This window comes from Burkholderia sp. AcTa6-5 (assembly GCF_017815075.1).
Taxonomy (GTDB): Bacteria; Pseudomonadota; Gammaproteobacteria; order Burkholderiales; family Burkholderiaceae; genus Burkholderia; species Burkholderia sola.
In genome coordinates, this window is record NZ_JAGIQE010000007.1 from 215,130 (window position 1) to 230,702 (window position 15,573).

The following is a 15,573-nucleotide window of genomic DNA, read 5'->3' on the forward strand; positions in this document are numbered from 1 at the left end:
GAGCCTCCGGGTTTGTTACAATTTAATAGATAATCTATGCATGGTGGTCGGGATGAATTTGGAAGTCAAGGAGGATCGCTCGCTGGCCGATCGGATCGCTGGCGCATTGGCGGACCGCATCATCTCGGGCGCCATCGCGCCGGGGGAATGGCTGCGTCAGGACCATATCGCGGCAGAGTTCGGTGCGAGTCATGTGCCGGTACGCGAGGCGTTCAGACGGCTGGAAGCGCAGGGATTGGCCGTGGTGGAGCCGCGACGAGGCGTGCGGGCGGCGCCGCTCGAGCCGGCGGACGTGCTTGAAATGGCGAAGATGCGTGCTGCTTTCGAGGCGCTGGCGTTGCGGGAGGCGATTCCCGTTCTCGATGCACATGCGCTGGAGGAGCTCGATGCGATCCTCGATCAGGAAGCGGCGGCGCGTGGCATAGCCGTGCTTGGCACGCTGAACCTGAGGTTTCATCGCGCATTGACAGTGCGGTGCGGGATGCCGCGGCTCGTCGCTGCGATTGGCGACATGCATCGGGCCAGTGCGCGGCATTTGTATGCGACGTGGCAGCAGCTCGACTGGCAGGATCGCTCGAATGATGAGCATCGGAACATCGTTCGGGCGATACGCGAGGGTGATGTGGACGCAGCCTGTGCGGCCCTGTCCGCGCATATTCTGGCTGCGGGGGATGCGCTGGCTCAGGCGTTGCGTAGGCGGTAGGAATGCGGGCCGAGCCACAGTTATCAAGCGGTTCATAGGACCGGCTTTGGGAACGGCTAGTGTCTTCTAAACGCGTCGGGCGGCATCCGGACATCGACAGTCGTAGGCAATCGCTCTCAAGCAGCCATTCGAACGTCGGCTGTACCTTGCCCAGGGACACACGCGTGCCAATCGTATCCGTCGCGGCATGTCACGCCCTGTACGCGAAGGCGCGAATGTGGGCGCGTCCGATCGTCTTGGAACACGCGCACCGGACACCGACCGATGCCGTGGCGCTTGACCCGGAATGCGACTCGGTCGCCGCTACCGATAAACAGCCCGTGGCTGCACTGGCGGGGCGACGACTAAATTGACGCGAGCAGACAAACGGCAGCGTGTACCTTAGACTCCTGCCGCAATGACCATTGAGTGGCCGGAGGCTTCGTCAACGAGAGCATCCGGGAGATGCATCCGGTTCAGGGACGACATCGCCTTTGTCCATCTGATCAGCATCCGAGCGAGTCCCGAAAGGTTTGGGCAACCGCATGGAAGCGTTGCTGCGGCAAAGCCGCTCAGCCGTCGCGGTGAATCCTGTGAACGATAGAAGTATCTGCTATATGGCGACCAAGCTGTCATTCGAAGTTCTCGAAGTGTTGGATGCAATTGACCGGACCGGTACATTTGCCGAGGCGGCCGAGTTGTTGCATAGAGTTCCGTCCACGCTCACTTACCTTGTGCAAAAGCTGGAAAGTGACATGGAGGTCGAGCTGTTCGACCGCAGCGGCAGACGGACGAGACTCACGGAAGCGGGTCGTGCTGTTGTGGAAGATGGGCGTCGACTTTTAGACGCGGCTCGACACCTGGAGGCCAAAGCAAAAGGCATTCGAGACAGTTGGGAATCGGAGCTTCGACTATGCGTCGATGCAATCTTGCCAATCCAGTCCTTATGGCCGTATGTCCATGCCTTCTACGACCTGGAGATGAATACCCAGCTAAGTCTTTCCACCGAGGTGCTTGGGGGCGTGTGGGATGCCCTGGTTACGCGGCGTGCCGATCTCGCGATAGGGGCGTTCGGCGAGCCGCCGCATGCCGCCAATATTGCGGCCCGGCCAATCGGAACCCTCCGGCACGTTTTTGTCGTGGCACCGGACCATCCACTCGCCCGCATGCCCGAGCCGTTGGAGAGCGAAACGATCGCAAGATATCGAGGTGTGGTCATCAGTGACACTTCCCGCGAACTGCAACCGCAATCTGTGGCCACCCGTGACGGACAGCCGCTGATCATCGTGCCGACGCTCGCAGCCAAACTGCAAGCACTGTGCGAAGGTATTGCTGTCGGGATGCTGCCCGATTTCGTAGCGAAAGAACCGATACACGAAGGCAGGCTGGTCGCGCGTCGCATTGTGGGTGTGCGCGAGTTCACGAATGGCTACCTCGCTTGGCGCGAGGACAAGGTAGGGAACGCTTTGAACTGGTGGATTGCGCAACTAGACAGCGCCGATCTGCTTGAACGGCTCCTGACGCCGCGTCAAGAGAGTAAAGGGCAGCCCGGGGCGCCCGCTTGCGCAGTCCGTTACCAAATCGCGGAGTAACAGGCCATCAGTGCTACTGTCCGAGCACCTTCGCCGGTGCATGCAGTTGGACATTCGAAGGTCAGCTTGGCACCGAACCTTGCCGTTGAGTTGCCGAGGCACCCAATGGCTGCGACGGGTCGTTCAGCGCCATTCGCGACCGCGTGCAGGTCTTCATTCCGACCGACGGCTCACGACACGCTACGCCGCATCCCCCGCACCTGCAGCCAAATGGCGGATATCAGGAAATAAAGCGCCCCCACTCCCGCATAGCCGGCGATCTTCACGATCGCGGGCGGCATCGGCGCGTGGCTTTGCAAAATGAAGAACAACCCGGCCAGTGCCGATTGCGCGCCGCTCAGCACCATCACCCACTGCGCACCGGCATGCTTCCACCGCCGCACGGCAGTGCCGAGCTGCAGCGCGCCAGACAGAATCGCCCAGACGCCGAACACCGTGAGCACCGCGGGCAGGCCCGCACTCAACGCCGGAAATACCGCCAGTGTCGTGACGGCGCTGATCGCGACGTTGACCGCTTGCGTGCGGTTTGCCGCCATCCCGCCGCTGCGGGCGAGGTCGACGAAATTGGCGAGCGCATCCCAGGCCGGATAAACGACCAGCAGGACCGCCGCGCCGGCCGCGCTTTGCCGGCCGACGGAAAACGCCAGCGCGACCCAGATCAGCGAGAATATCGCCCGGGAAAAGTAGTACCGTTTCAGCCAGTGTTCGTCGGCAGGGGCGTGGAATTCGGGGTAGCGATCAGTCATTTGCACTCCTTGTTACATTGAATCGTCGTTCCGGCCCGCATGCACGGTCTCCACCACGCGAATGCGGTTCCAACCGGATCTCCAGTGCGCCGAGTATCGCAATCGTCCGCACCTGCCGCCATCGGTCAGATGTCCGATGGCGAAGTCCGCTGCCGGTTGCCTGCGCCGATGCCGGCAGACATCGCGCCCGGCCGGCCCCCGACGCGCCGCCAACGCGCATGCCCCTGCACGCCGCGACGCCGTCGCGTATGATCTTTTTCCCATCCTCGCGAATGTCTCCTCCCACCCGATGCCCGACGCCGAAGCCCGTCACGCCCCGCTGCGCATAGTCGACGCCGTCCGCGCGCTGGCCTTCATCGGCGATCTCAGCATGGGCCAGCCGACGGACCATTCGCCGCGCACCAGTTGGTTGGCGGCGCAGCTCGCGCACGCGGCACGATTCGATGCATCGGTCTGCGACACGGCCCGCGAGGTGGCGCTGTTGCGCTGGTCGGGCTGCACGGCGAACGCGGCGGGCTTCGCGCAGATATTCGGCGACGACGTCGCGATCCGCGCCGCAATGCTCGCGAGCCAGCCCGGCATGGCCGAAGCGATCGGCGGCGCGGGTGCCGCGCTGATCCCGCTCGCGCAAATCCATTGCGAAGTCTCGGGCGAAGTTGCGCGAATACTCGGCCTGTCCCGCGCGACGGAAACCGCGCTGCGGCACATTTTCGAAACCTGGGACGGCAACGGGCTGCCTGCGCGGCTCGTGCGCGAACAGGTGCCGCCCGCCGTGTCGATCGTCGCGCTGGCAGGCGATCTCGACGTGTTCAGCCGCACGTACGGCATCGAACGGGCCCTCGAATTGATCGGCCAACGCGCGGGGTCGCGCTATCCGGCCGTGCTCGTCGAGACGGCTGCGCGCGACGCACCGCGCTGGCTGGCGGCGCTCGAACACATGGCCCCCGCCGACCTGGACGCCGCATTGGCCACGCCGGACATGCAGGGCGCGACGTCCGCCGAATTGATTGCGGACGTCATCGATCTGAAACTGCCGTGGATGACGGGTTTTTCGCGTTCGGTCGCCGCGACGGCCGCCGCGTGTTACGGCCGTCTGTCGCCGGACGAGGCCGCGCGCGAACGCGTGTACCGCGCCGGGCTGATTCACGGCATCGGCAGGGCCGCGGTGCCGAACGACGTGTGGAATCTGCCGACGCGGCTGCCTGCGAGCGCGTGGGAAAAGGTGCGACTCGTGCCGTACTGGACCGAGCGCGCCGGCAGGCAGACCGGCGCGCTCGGCGAAGCCGCGGTGCTTGCGTCGTATGCGTACGAGCGGCAGGACGGCTCGGGCTATTTCCGCGGCGTGCGCGATACGGCGCTGACGCTGGAAGCGCGTGTGCTGGCGGCGTCGCTGGCGTGGGTCGCGTTGCGCTCGGCGCGTCCGTGGCGAGCGGCCCTGAGCGATGCGGCCGCCGCCGGCCAGTTGCAGGAAGAAGTGGCCGGCGGCCGGCTGTGCGGCGAAGTGGTGGCGGCGCTCGTGACGGGCGGGCCGCCCGTGGTCCGGCGCATCGCGACGGGCGCGTCGGCCGCTGGCCCGCGCCTGTCCGCGCGGGAAATCGACGTGCTGCGGGCGATTTCCCGCGGTGCGAGCAACAAGCAGGTCGCGCAGGCGCTCGCGATGAGTCCGAGCACGGTGCGCACCCATGTCGAGAAGGCGTTCCGCAAGCTCGAATGTTCGACACGCGCCGCGGCGACCCTCAAGGCATCGGCGCTCGGGCTGCTCTGATGCGCTCCGCGACGCGGATTCGCTTTCGTGTGTACGCCGACGCTCACGGCCGTTCGCGTTCCGGGCCGAAGCCCGGACGGACGGCAGCACGCATCGACGTGTGCGCGGCGGGCGCGCGCGCCAGCGAGATACCCAGCACGGCGCCGACAGCGAGGAACACCGAGATCGACAGGAGTGCGACGATGAACGCGTGCGCGATGGCCGCCGGATCCTGGCGCGTGCCGAGCGTCGTATAGAAAATGCCGCCGATGATCGCCACGCTCAGCGACGTGCTGACCTGCAGCGTCGAACTGGCGATGCCGGCGATCATGCCGGACAGCGCCGGTGCGACGCGCCCCGTCACCATGCGCATCAGCGTCGGCAGCGCGAGCCCTTGTCCGAAACCGATGACGAAGAGCACGACCGCGAGCGGCACGGCAGCGAGCGGCATCCCGAGCGGCGTGGCATCGATCAACCACGCGAGGCCGACGAGCCCGACGATCTCCAGGCTCATGCCGAACGGATTGACGTAAGCGCCGATGACACGCGAGCAGAAGGGCGTCGACAACGGGCCGAGCAGGAACCCGACGCCGAACGGCAAGAACACGAGGCCCGCGCTCAGCGCGTCGACGTGCAACGCATTCTGCAGATACACCGAGAACAGCAGGAAGAACGCGCCGATCGAGTACAGCAGCAGCGCGATCAGCAACGCGCGGCCCAGCCCCGGTGCGCGCAGCGCGGCCGGATCGAGCAGCGGTGCGCCGTCGCGGCGGCCGAGCCGGCGCTCGTAGCGCCAGAAGAACGCGGCGAGGGCCGGCACCGCGAGCAGCGACACCCATGCCCAAACGGGCCAGCCTGCTTCGCGCCCCTCGATCAGCGGCACGATCAGCGCGCCCAGCGTCAGCATCGACAGCGCGGTGCCGCCGAGGTCGAGCTTGCGCGCATGCTGTGCACGCGTTTCCTTCAACAGTGGAATCCCGAACAGGACGACCAGAATCGCCAGCGGCAGGTTGACGAGGAAGATCGTGCGCCAACCCAGATTCAACAGATTCAGCGAGATCAGGATTCCGCCCAGCGCCTGCCCGATCACGGCGGCGAGGCCGAATACCGCGCCGTACAAGCTGAGCGCGAGCGGCTTTTCCGATTCGGGGAAGATCGCCTGGATCGAGGCGAGCGCCTGCGGCGCCATGATCGCGGCCGTCACGCCCTGCAACGCACGGCCGACGATGAGCGTCCACGGCGAACTCGCGAGACCGCATAACGTCGAGGCGATCGCAAAGCCGATTAACCCGAGGAAAAATACGCGGCCGCGGCCGAACAGGTCGCCCAGTCGCCCGCCGGTGATCAGCGTCACCGCGTACAGCCCCGCATACGATGAAATGACGAGTTGCTCGGCGGATGACGACGCGCCCAGTTCCGCGCGGATCGACGGCAGCGCGACATTGACGATGAAGAAATCCAGCGGCGGCAGAAACGCGCCGACGAGCAGGACCGCAAACATCGCCCAGCGGCGCGGGTCGGGTGAGACGGGGTCATTCCGTGACATGGACGGCTCTCCATACGGAACCATTTGGTTCCAAATTGGGTAAAAAAATATCAGTCGAGGATGCGCATCGTGCGGTCGACCAGCGCGAGCATGTCGGGCTCGGACACGCCGGTTTTCCCCAGCACGCGCATCCCTTCGATCTGGCAGACGAGCAAACGCGCCAGCACCTGTTCGTCCTGCTCCGCGATCTCGCCGCTTGCCTGGCCACGGACGATTGCACCGGCATAGAGCTGCTGCAGCCGTCGGAACAGGCGCCCGGTGCGTTCCGCGACATCGGCGTCGCGCGCGGCCAGTTCGGTGGTCATCGCGACCGCGAGACATCCGCGCCGGCCCGCGTCGCCGACGGACAGGCGCGCATAGCGCAGCAGCGAATCGCGAATCGCATCCTTCACGGCGCCGGGTTGCGACAGGATGTCCGCGGTTGCCTTGAGCCCATCGGCCATGTACAGGTCGAGCGCCGCCAGCAGCAGCGCCTTCTTGTCGCCGAACGCCTTGTACAGGCTGCCGCGCGACAGGCCGGTGCCGGCCATCAGGTCGGGCAGGGACGCGCCCTCGTATCCGCGGTCCCAGAAAACGTCCATCGCGTCGCGCGCGGCATCGCCAAGTTCGAATTCGCGCGGACGGCCCACGCCAGCCGGATTTGCCATTGATCGGTTTCGCAAACGATGCGGTGCCTGAAGTTGGAGTGATTATATGGACCGATCGGTTCCGATGTCAACGTGTGTGTCGACCGGGCGCGGCGATGGCCGTCCTCGCGGACGGCCCGGGTTCATTCGGTCAGTCGAGCCCGCCCTGGCACAGATACTTGATCGACAGATAGTCGTCGAGGCCATAACGCGAGCCTTCGCGACCATAGCCCGATTCCTTCACGCCGCCGAACGGCGCGGCCTCGCTCGCGAGCGCGCCTTCGTTGATCCCGACGATGCCGGTTTCGAGCCGCGCCGACACGCGCGCGATGCGCCGCACGTCCTGCGTGTAGAAATACGCGGCGAGCCCGAACGGCGTGTCGTTCGCGGCATCGACCGCTTCGTCCTCCGCATCGAACCGGAACAGCGCGGCGACCGGGCCGAAGGTTTCCTCGCAGGTCAGCTGCATGTCGGCGGTGGCGTCGGCGAGCACGGTCGGCGCGTAATAGTTCGCACCGAGCTCGGTCAGGCGCTTGCCGCCCGTCAGCACGCGCGCACCGCGCTCCACTGCATCGCCGACGTGCCGCGCGATCTTGTCGACCGCGCGCGCGTTGATCATCGGGCCGATCTGCGCGGCCGGGTCCGTCGCCGGCGCAACCTTCAGCGCGGCGACGCGCGCGGCGAGCTTCGCGGCGAATGCATCGTAGACGCCGGCCTGCACGTACACGCGATTCGGCGACACGCACGTCTGCCCGCCGTTGCGGAACTTGGCGGCCATCAGCCCGTCGACCGCGGCATCGAGCTCGGCATCGTCGAACACGATGAACGGTGCATTGCCGCCCAACTCCAGCGACAGCTTCTTCAACGTCGCCGCCGAGTCGCGCGCGAGCAGCTTGCCGACGGCCGTCGAGCCGGTGAACGTGATCTTGCGCACGCGGCCGTCGGCGAGCCAGTCGGCCGCGGCTTCCACGCCGCGTTCGCGCGACGCGGTAATCAGGTTCAGCACGCCGGCCGGCACGCCGGCTTCCTGCGCGAGAAACGCGAGCGCGAGCGCGGTCAGCGGCGTGTCCTCCGCCGGCTTCGCGACGACCGTGCAGCCGGCCGCGAGCGCGGGTGCGATCTTGCGCGCGATCATCGCGAGCGGGAAATTCCACGGCGTGATCGCCGCGACGACGCCGATCGGCTCCTTCACCGCGCTCAGCCGCTTGCCGCGCTGCTGCTGCGGGATCAGGTCGCCGTACGTGCGCGTCGCTTCCTCGGCGAACCACAGCACGTACGACGCACCGTACGCGACTTCGCCGCGCGCTTCGGCAAGCGGCTTGCCCTGTTCGCGCGACATCAGCTTCGCGAGATCGTCGGTGTGCGCGACGATCGCCGCATGCCAGGCACGCAGGATCGCGGCGCGTTCGCGCGCGGGCGTCGCGCGCCACGCGGGCAGCGCGCGGGCCGCCGCGTCGGTCGCCGCGCGGGCGTCGGCGGCGCCGCTGTCGGGTGCGTGGGCAACGGTATCGAGCGTGGCCGGATCGGTGACGGCGAAGCGGCGGCCGTCGAGCGCATCGCGCCAGGCGCCGTCGATCAGGTTGGCGGTGCGGACGAGTTCGGTTCGGGACAGCGTAAGCGGCATGACAGTTCCTTGAATGAAGCGGTTCGGCGGCAACGACAACGACGGCGGAGCGGGCGCGCGACGACCCCACGCGGACAGTGGGCTGCCGCGTTCAGGGGTGTCGCGCGTACGTCAGTGACGTTCGCCGAACAGCGATTCGAGCGGGTAGTGCCGTTTGACGAACGGCGATTTGATGATCACGTAACTGAAATACTTCTCGATGCCGATGTTCTGCTCGAGCAGCCCTTCGACGATCGTCTGGTAATGGCTCACGCTGCGCGTGATGAACTTCAGCAGATAGTCGTAGCCGCCGCTCGCGAGGTGGCATTCGACGATCTCGTCGACGTTGCGGATCGCCGCGACGAAGCGGTCGAAATCCTCGCGCCGGTGGTCGGCCAGCGTGACCTCGGTAAACACGACCTGCACGTCGCCGAGTTTCTCGAGCTGGATGTGCGCGCCGTAGCCGCCGATGTAGCCGGCCTTCTCGAGCCGCTTCACGCGGATCAGGCATGGACTGGGCGACAGCCCGACCGCATCGGCCAGCTCGACGTTGGTCATGCGGCCGCGCTTCTGCAACTGGGAGAGGATGCGCAGGTCGATGCGATCCAGCTTGCTGTCCGTCATGTTCACGTGAGAAGGCAAAAATGGAATGTCCGGTTACTTTAGAGTCGAACGATGGCGGCCACAAGCCCGGCTTTCCCTTGTCCGGTCAGGCCGGCTGCGCGTGCGCGGCGTCGAGCGCGCGCTGCACGCCCGCATCGGCCAGCACGTCGTCGAGCGTCTTGCGCACGCGTTCGAACAGCAGGTCGAACTCGCCCGCGGTGAAGCTCAGCGCCGGCGCGAAGCCGAGCACGCCGTCGCCGAACGCGCGGAACACCACGCCGTTCGCGTACGCGGCGGCCGCGATCTTGTCGGGCACGTTCAGCGCCGGGTCGAAGCGCGTCTTGTGCACCTTGTCGGCCACCAGTTCGAGCGCGCCGAGCAGGCCGACCGAACGGGCGTCGCCGACGAGCGGATGCGCGCGCAGCGCGTCGAGCCCCGCGGCGAAGCGCGGCGCCAGCGCCTGGCCGTTCGCGAGCAGCCCGCCTTCGTGATAGAGCTTCAGCACTTCGAGGCCGATCGCCGCGCTGACCGGATGCGCGGAATACGTATGGCCGTGGCCGACCACCGGCGCATCGGCGCGGTCGCCCGCGATCCCCTCGTAGATTTCGTCGGACATCAGCACCGCGCCCATCGGCGCATAGCCGGCGGTCAGGCCCTTCGCGACCGTCATCAGGTCCGGATCGACCTGCTCGGCCTCGCAGGCGAACAGCGGGCCGGTGCGGCCGAAGCCGGTGATCACCTCGTCGGCGACGAACAGGATGCCGAGACGCCGGCACGCGTTGCGCATCGCCTTCAGCCAGCCGGCCGGCGGCACGATCACGCCGCCGGAACCCTGCACCGGCTCGCAGAAGAACGCGGCGACGTTGTCCGCGCCGAGTTCGGCGACCTTCGCTTCGAGCGCGGCGACCGACGCGGCGATCAGCGCCTGCGGATCGTCGCCGAGCGGATGGCGGTACGGGTAGGGCGACGGAATATGGTGCTGGTCCGCGCGCGGCAGGTCGAAATGACGGTGGAACGCGGGCAGTGCGGTGAGGCCGGCGCCGACCGACGACGAACCGTGATAGCCGCGTTCCAGCGCGATCATCTGCTTCTTCGACGGGCGGCCGGTCGCGTTGAAATAATGCGTGATGAAACGGATCGCGGAATCGACCGCGTCCGAACCGCCGAGCGTGAAGTACACGCGGTTCAGCGACGGCGGCGCGAGCGCGGCGAGCCGTTCGGCGAGTTCGATCGCCGGCTGCGAGCCGAAGTGGAAATAACCGGTCGCGTAGGGCAGCTTCGCCATCTGGTCGGCGGCGGCCTTCACGATGCTGTCGCGGCCGTAGCCGACGTTCACGCACCACAGGCCCGAGAACGCGTCGAGCAGCGTGTGGCCCGCGGCGTCGCGCAGGAACACGCCGTCCGCGGATTCCAGCACGGTGACGCCGCGCGCCTCGTGCGCACGGTAGTTGACGACGGGGTGGATCAGATGTTGACGATCGGCTTCGATCAGCGCGGCTTGGTTCATGGGAAGGCGGGACTCTCGTCAGGTGTCAGCGGTGAGTTCATGCTAACGGGCGAGAATTCCGCGTGCGTCTTCAATTTGCGGCCTGAAACGTATGCGCGCGGCGTTTGTGCGGGGCGCTTCGGCATTTTCTGCTGCGCGTACGATCGACGACGCCGATCATCGGCTGCCCCGCGCGATGGCGCGCGAGGTTCGCGAGCACCGCGTCGACCGCGGTGTCGGGCCGCGTCGCGCTGGCGATGTGCGGCGTGATGCGAATGCGCGGATGCGTCCAGAACGGATGGCCGGCCGGCAGCGGTTCGGGGTCCGTCACGTCGAGGATCGCGCTGTCGACGCGGCCGCTCGCGAGCGCCGCGAGCAGCGCGGCTTCATCGAGTTGCGGGCCGCGCCCGACCTGCACGAGCGACGCGCCGGCCGGTAGCGCGTCGAACACGCGTGCGCCGAGCAGCCCGCGCGTGCTGTCGGTGAGCGGCAGCAGGCAGATCAGGATGTCGGTGCGGGCGAGGAACGCGTCGAGCGCCGCATCGCCGGCATAACAATCGACGCCGTCGAGCGTGCGCGGCGTGCGGCTCCAGCCGGCGCACGGGAAACCGAAGCGCCGCAGCGTGTCGAGCACGGCCTGGCCGAGCGTGCCGAGCCCGAGCACGCCGACGCGCCGCGACGCGGCCGCGCGTACGGGATGCTCGCGCCACACCTGGTCGCGCTGCTGCGTCGCATAGTCGAACAGGTCGCGATGGATCGTCAGCACGGCCTGCGTCACGTATTCGACCATCCCTTCGACGATGCCCGGCTCGATCATCCGCACGACGGGGATGTGCGAAGGCACGCGCGACAGGTCGAACTGGTCGATGCCGGCGCCGACCGAGAACACGACTTCGAGATTCGGCAGCAGCCCGACCGGATCGTCCGGCGGCTGCCAGGCGGCGAGATAGCGGACGGCCGCGGCGTCGCCGAGGTCCGGCCAGATCCGGAACGGCAGGTCGGGCGCCTGTTGCGCGAAGCGTGCCGCCCACTGCGCGCCGCGCACCGGGTCGGCCTTGTACAGGAAGCTCATCGTCGGTGTCCTTCAGCCGAGTGCCTGGCTCACGATCGCGAACGCACGCAGCGCCGGGTCGCGCGCCGGCGTCGTGCCGCGCGCCATCGCGACGACGGTATCGACGCGCGGCAGCCCGAGCCCTTCCAGCCAGTCGGACAGCCCGCTGTCGCTGGGCAAGTCGAGCCGCACGAACATCCCCTCGTTCAACGCGAGCCAGTGGCTGATCAGCGCCTGCGCGCGCAGCGCATCCGGCGCGATCACCGGACCGATCACGTGGCCCGGGCCGAAACGGCGGAACAGCGCGAAGCCGAGCAACTCGCCGTCGCGATCGAGCGCGATGCCGTTCGCGACGTCGAGCAGCGCATCGGTCACCGCGCCGCGTTCGTAGCCGGCCGCACGCGACGCGAGCGCGGCGAGGCGCGGCCCGTCGTTGGTGCCGAGCGGGCGCAGGCGCTCGCCGGGCGGCAGCGAGATCAGCGGCGGCCGGAACGCCGCGCCCTGATGCTGGTCGATTGTATCGATCGGCTCGAAGCCGAACGCGGCGTACAGCGGCTCGCGCCCCGGCATCGCATGCAGAAAGACGGTTCGTGTGCCGAAGCCGTCGAGCGCGCGGGCCAGGAGCTCGCGCTCGATGCCGCCGCCCGCCCGCTCGGGCGACACGATCACCATGCCGAGCGCCGCGTGCGATTCGCCGAGGCGCCAGCCGAGTGCGGTCCCCACGACGCCGGTCTCGTCTTCGGCCACGATGCCGCTGCCGAGCTGGAACGCGAAGCGCCAGTCGTCGAGCCGGTGCGGCCACTTGACCGCCTCCGACAGCCGATGGGCGGCGGGCAGGTCGGTTTCGGCGAACGGGCGATAGGTGAGCGTGCGGGAAGAATTGAGGTCGGACACGCCGGACTCCGGATGGGTAGAAATGACCTATCGACTCTGCCAGCGACCCACGGGCGCGGATAGGACGATTCGCCTGTTTTCCGGCGGTGACGGACGCGCCCGCGAGATCGACGCAAACCCGTTCGATCGATGCGGACGAACGCGCTGATCGTGCCGGCGCGGCCGGTCAATCCCACCACTCCTGCTGTGGGAACGCCGCTACGATAAATGCACGGCCGCGCTGCCGCCTGCCCGGAGGGCCGCGCCGGCAGGCGAGCCCGCTGCGGCAGCACGCCGCCCACCGGCCGGCCGCGCCGCGCCCGATCGCGCCGCAGATCGTGCTGCATGTGCCGGGCAACACGCGGCGATTCTGCGTTTTGAGCGACGCCGAACGATGCGCGAACGACTTTTTGCCCTGATTCAATTTCGTTAAACCCAGCCCACCCCCGGCCCTGCCGGGGCTTCACACCGACAGGACGTCACCATGATCCAGTTTGAACCGAAGTACATCACCTTCGACTGCTACGGCACGCTGACCCATTTCCGGATGGCCGAGACGGCGCGCGAAATCTATGCGGACCGGCTGTCGCCGGCCGCGATGGAGGCCTTCGTGCGCGCGTTCGCCGCCTATCGGCTCGACGAGGTGCTCGGTGCGTGGAAGCCGTACCGCGACGTCGTCGTCAACTCGGTCCGCCGCACCTGCGCGCGGCTCGGCGTGAAGTTCGACGAAGCCGAGGCCGAGCTTTTCTATCATGCGGTGCCGACGTGGGGCCCGCACCCGGACGTGCCGGCCGGGCTGTCGCGGCTGGCGTCGAAGTACAAGCTGGTGATCCTGTCGAATGCGATGGACGAGCAGATCATGAGCAACGTCGACAAGCTCGGCGCGCCGTTCCACGCGGTGTTCACCGCGCAGCAGGCGCAATCGTACAAGCCGCGGATGCAGGGCTTCGAATACATGTTCGACAAGCTCGGCTGCAAGCCGGAGGACGTGCTGCACGTGTCGTCGAGCCTGCGCTACGACCTGATGACGGCCGAGGATCTCGGGATCAAGCACAAGGCGTTCGTGAACCGCGGCCACGAGCCGGGCACGCCGTTCTACAACTATTACGAAGTGTCGGACATCGGCCAGCTCGCGACGCAGCTCGGGCTGTAAGCCGGCTGCGCCGGCAGATCCATCGAACGCGCGACGGGACGCAGCCGTGATGCCGGCGCGTCCCGTCACGCGTTCGATCAGCGTACGAAACGAGGGTAATTACCGATATCGAGTCGTTCAAGGCGGGGCCGCCCGGGCCGATATATGTACCGAACGGTTAATATTTCGAGGCCCCCGCATGAAGTTGTCCACCAAACTGCTGATGCTCGTCGCCGCGGCGCTGCTCGGCGTCGTCCTGCTCGCCGCGTTGTCGCTGCACACGCTGCGCGACGCGCTGATCGACAGCCGCCGCGAAGAGATCGTCATTCTGCTGACCAAGGCCGAGCATCTGGTCGATTCGTATCGCGCGCTGCAGACGAGCGGCACGCTCACGCAGGAGCAGGCGCAGCAGCAGGCCAAGGCCGCGCTGGCGGCGCTCAACGCGAATTCGAAGAGCTACTTCTGGGTCACGACGTCCGACGGCGTCAACCTCGTGCACCCGAACGCGAAGTTCATCGGCACGCGCGCGAAAGGCAACCGCACGACCAGCGGCATGACCGACAGCGAGGCGTACCGCGCGGGGATGGCGCAGGCGCATTTCGCGCTCGTCGACGTGCTGATCAAGCGCAGCCCCGACGCGGACCTGGAGCCGAAGCTGCAGGGCGTGGTCGCGATTCCGGACTGGAACTGGTGGATCGGCACCGGATTTTTCTACGACGACATCAACGCGGCGTTTGCCCGACTCGCGATGGTGCTCGGCGCCGTCGCGCTCGTCATCGCCGCGGCGCTCGCGGCCATCGCATGGGGCGTGCTGCGCAGCGTCAGGCGCACGCTCGGCGGCGAGCCCGCGCATGCGACGCAGATCGCCGCCCGCATCGCCGCCGGCGAACTGGACGTGCAGTTCGATACGGCGCACGCCGCGCCCGGCAGCCTGCTCGTCGCGCTGGGCGACATGAAGGCGCGGCTGACCGACACCATCGCCGAGATCCAGACCACGACCCACTCGATCGCCACCGGCACCGGCGAGATCGCGCAAGGCAACCTGGATCTGTCGCAGCGCACCGAGCAGCAGGCCGCGTCGTTGCAGGAAACGGCGGCGAGCATGGAGCAGATCACGTCCACGGTCAAACAGAACGCCGACAACGCACGTCAGGCGAATGCGCTCGTGGCCCAGGCGAAGGATGCGACCGAACTCGGCGGCGCCGCTGTGCAGGCCGTCGTCGAAACGATGCGGCAGATTTCGGATGGATCGGTGCGGATCGCGGACATTACCGTCGTCATCGAAAGCATCGCATTCCAGACCAACATTCTCGCGCTCAACGCCGCGGTGGAAGCCGCGCGGGCCGGCGAGGAGGGGCGCGGGTTCGCCGTCGTCGCGTCGGAAGTGCGTTCGCTCGCGCAACGCAGCGCCGCGGCCGCGAAGGACATCAAGGGATTGATCGACGCGTCGGTCGAGCGGGCCGGCAGCGGCAGCCGGCTCGTCGAGACGGCCGGCGAGCGGATGACGGAGATCGTCCGGTCGATCGACCGGGTGGCCGACATCATGGGCGAGATTTCGGCGGCATCGGCCGAGCAAAGCACCGGCATCGAACAGATCGGGCTGGCGGTCGCGCAAATGGACGAAGTCACCCAGCAGAACGCCGCGCTCGTCGAGCAGGCGGCTGCGGCCGCCTCGTCGCTGGACGAGCAGGCGGCGCGCCTGCGGGCCGCCGTATCGGTATTCCGGCTCGCTGCGTGACGGCTTCGCGCCGTCCGTTCGCGGCCGGCGCATCCTCTGCTTCTCGGGCGCCGCGCTGGCGGCCGCCCGGCGTGCGCGTCGACATGCCGGTGACGCACGCGTCGCCGCACGCGGGCGCGGCGCCTGACGGCTGCACGGTCCCGGTTTCCCG

The 15,573-nt window shown here is 67.6% G+C and carries 13 protein-coding genes; 5 read left to right on the forward strand and 8 right to left on the reverse strand.

Going from position 1 to position 15,573, the window contains the following annotated elements; translation table 11 throughout:
• The first annotated feature begins 52 nt into the window (after positions 1–52).
• Positions 53–703 carry a GntR family transcriptional regulator gene (locus J8I33_RS12355; protein ID WP_245170048.1) on the forward strand — a complete coding sequence of 217 codons (651 nt, stop codon included), beginning with the start codon at positions 53–55 and terminating at the stop codon, positions 701–703.
• A gap of 596 nt (positions 704–1,299) precedes the next feature.
• On the forward strand, positions 1,300–2,274 hold the full coding sequence (locus tag J8I33_RS12360; RefSeq protein ID WP_209936203.1) for a LysR family transcriptional regulator: 975 nt from the start codon (positions 1,300–1,302) through the stop codon (positions 2,272–2,274).
• A 170-nt stretch (positions 2,275–2,444) separates the two neighbouring features.
• Here J8I33_RS12360 and J8I33_RS12365 read toward each other — a convergent pair whose 3' ends face one another.
• The gene (locus tag J8I33_RS12365) at positions 2,445–3,020 is read right to left on the reverse strand and encodes a DUF308 domain-containing protein (RefSeq protein ID WP_209924352.1); all 576 of its coding nucleotides are present in this window, start codon (positions 3,018–3,020) and stop codon (positions 2,445–2,447) included.
• Positions 3,021–3,309: 289 nt separating this feature from the next.
• Here J8I33_RS12365 and J8I33_RS12370 point away from each other — a divergent pair, with 289 nt between their 5' ends.
• Positions 3,310–4,785, forward strand: a complete 1,476-nt coding sequence (locus J8I33_RS12370) for an HD domain-containing phosphohydrolase (protein ID WP_209936077.1) — start codon at positions 3,310–3,312, stop codon at positions 4,783–4,785.
• A 43-nt stretch (positions 4,786–4,828) separates the two neighbouring features.
• Here J8I33_RS12370 and J8I33_RS12375 read toward each other — a convergent pair whose 3' ends face one another.
• The 7 genes from J8I33_RS12375 to J8I33_RS12405 form a co-directional block, all read right to left on the reverse strand.
• On the reverse strand, positions 4,829–6,310 hold the full coding sequence (locus tag J8I33_RS12375; RefSeq protein WP_209936085.1) for an MFS transporter: 1,482 nt from the start codon (positions 6,308–6,310) through the stop codon (positions 4,829–4,831).
• 50 nt (positions 6,311–6,360) lie between these two features.
• Positions 6,361–6,957: a TetR family transcriptional regulator gene (locus J8I33_RS12380; RefSeq protein ID WP_209924355.1), complete on the reverse strand. Its 597-nt coding sequence runs from the start codon at positions 6,955–6,957 to the stop codon at positions 6,361–6,363.
• Between the two features lie 130 nt (positions 6,958–7,087).
• Positions 7,088–8,560 (reverse strand): NAD-dependent succinate-semialdehyde dehydrogenase, encoded by a 1,473-nt coding sequence (locus J8I33_RS12385; RefSeq protein ID WP_209936090.1) that lies wholly within the window; start codon positions 8,558–8,560, stop codon positions 7,088–7,090.
• Between the two features lie 111 nt (positions 8,561–8,671).
• Positions 8,672–9,163: a winged helix-turn-helix transcriptional regulator gene (locus tag J8I33_RS12390; RefSeq protein ID WP_006749694.1), complete on the reverse strand. Its 492-nt coding sequence runs from the start codon at positions 9,161–9,163 to the stop codon at positions 8,672–8,674.
• 85 nt (positions 9,164–9,248) lie between these two features.
• Positions 9,249–10,649: an aspartate aminotransferase family protein gene (locus J8I33_RS12395; protein ID WP_050016857.1), complete on the reverse strand. Its 1,401-nt coding sequence runs from the start codon at positions 10,647–10,649 to the stop codon at positions 9,249–9,251.
• Positions 10,650–10,719: 70 nt separating this feature from the next.
• Complete coding sequence (locus J8I33_RS12400) at positions 10,720–11,700, reverse strand: glyoxylate/hydroxypyruvate reductase A (protein WP_245171911.1); 981 nt, start codon at positions 11,698–11,700, stop codon at positions 10,720–10,722.
• A gap of 12 nt (positions 11,701–11,712) precedes the next feature.
• On the reverse strand, positions 11,713–12,573 hold the full coding sequence (locus J8I33_RS12405; protein ID WP_050016861.1) for a GNAT family N-acetyltransferase: 861 nt from the start codon (positions 12,571–12,573) through the stop codon (positions 11,713–11,715).
• Between the two features lie 463 nt (positions 12,574–13,036).
• Between J8I33_RS12405 and J8I33_RS12410 the strand changes: the two genes are divergently transcribed.
• Together J8I33_RS12410 and J8I33_RS12415 are read left to right on the forward strand one after the other, a co-directional pair.
• Positions 13,037–13,705, forward strand: coding sequence for a haloacid dehalogenase type II (locus J8I33_RS12410; protein WP_050016866.1), 669 nt, complete (start codon positions 13,037–13,039; stop codon positions 13,703–13,705).
• 178 nt (positions 13,706–13,883) lie between these two features.
• Positions 13,884–15,422: a methyl-accepting chemotaxis protein gene (locus J8I33_RS12415; RefSeq protein ID WP_050016867.1), complete on the forward strand. Its 1,539-nt coding sequence runs from the start codon at positions 13,884–13,886 to the stop codon at positions 15,420–15,422.
• The last annotated feature ends 151 nt before the right edge of the window (positions 15,423–15,573 follow it).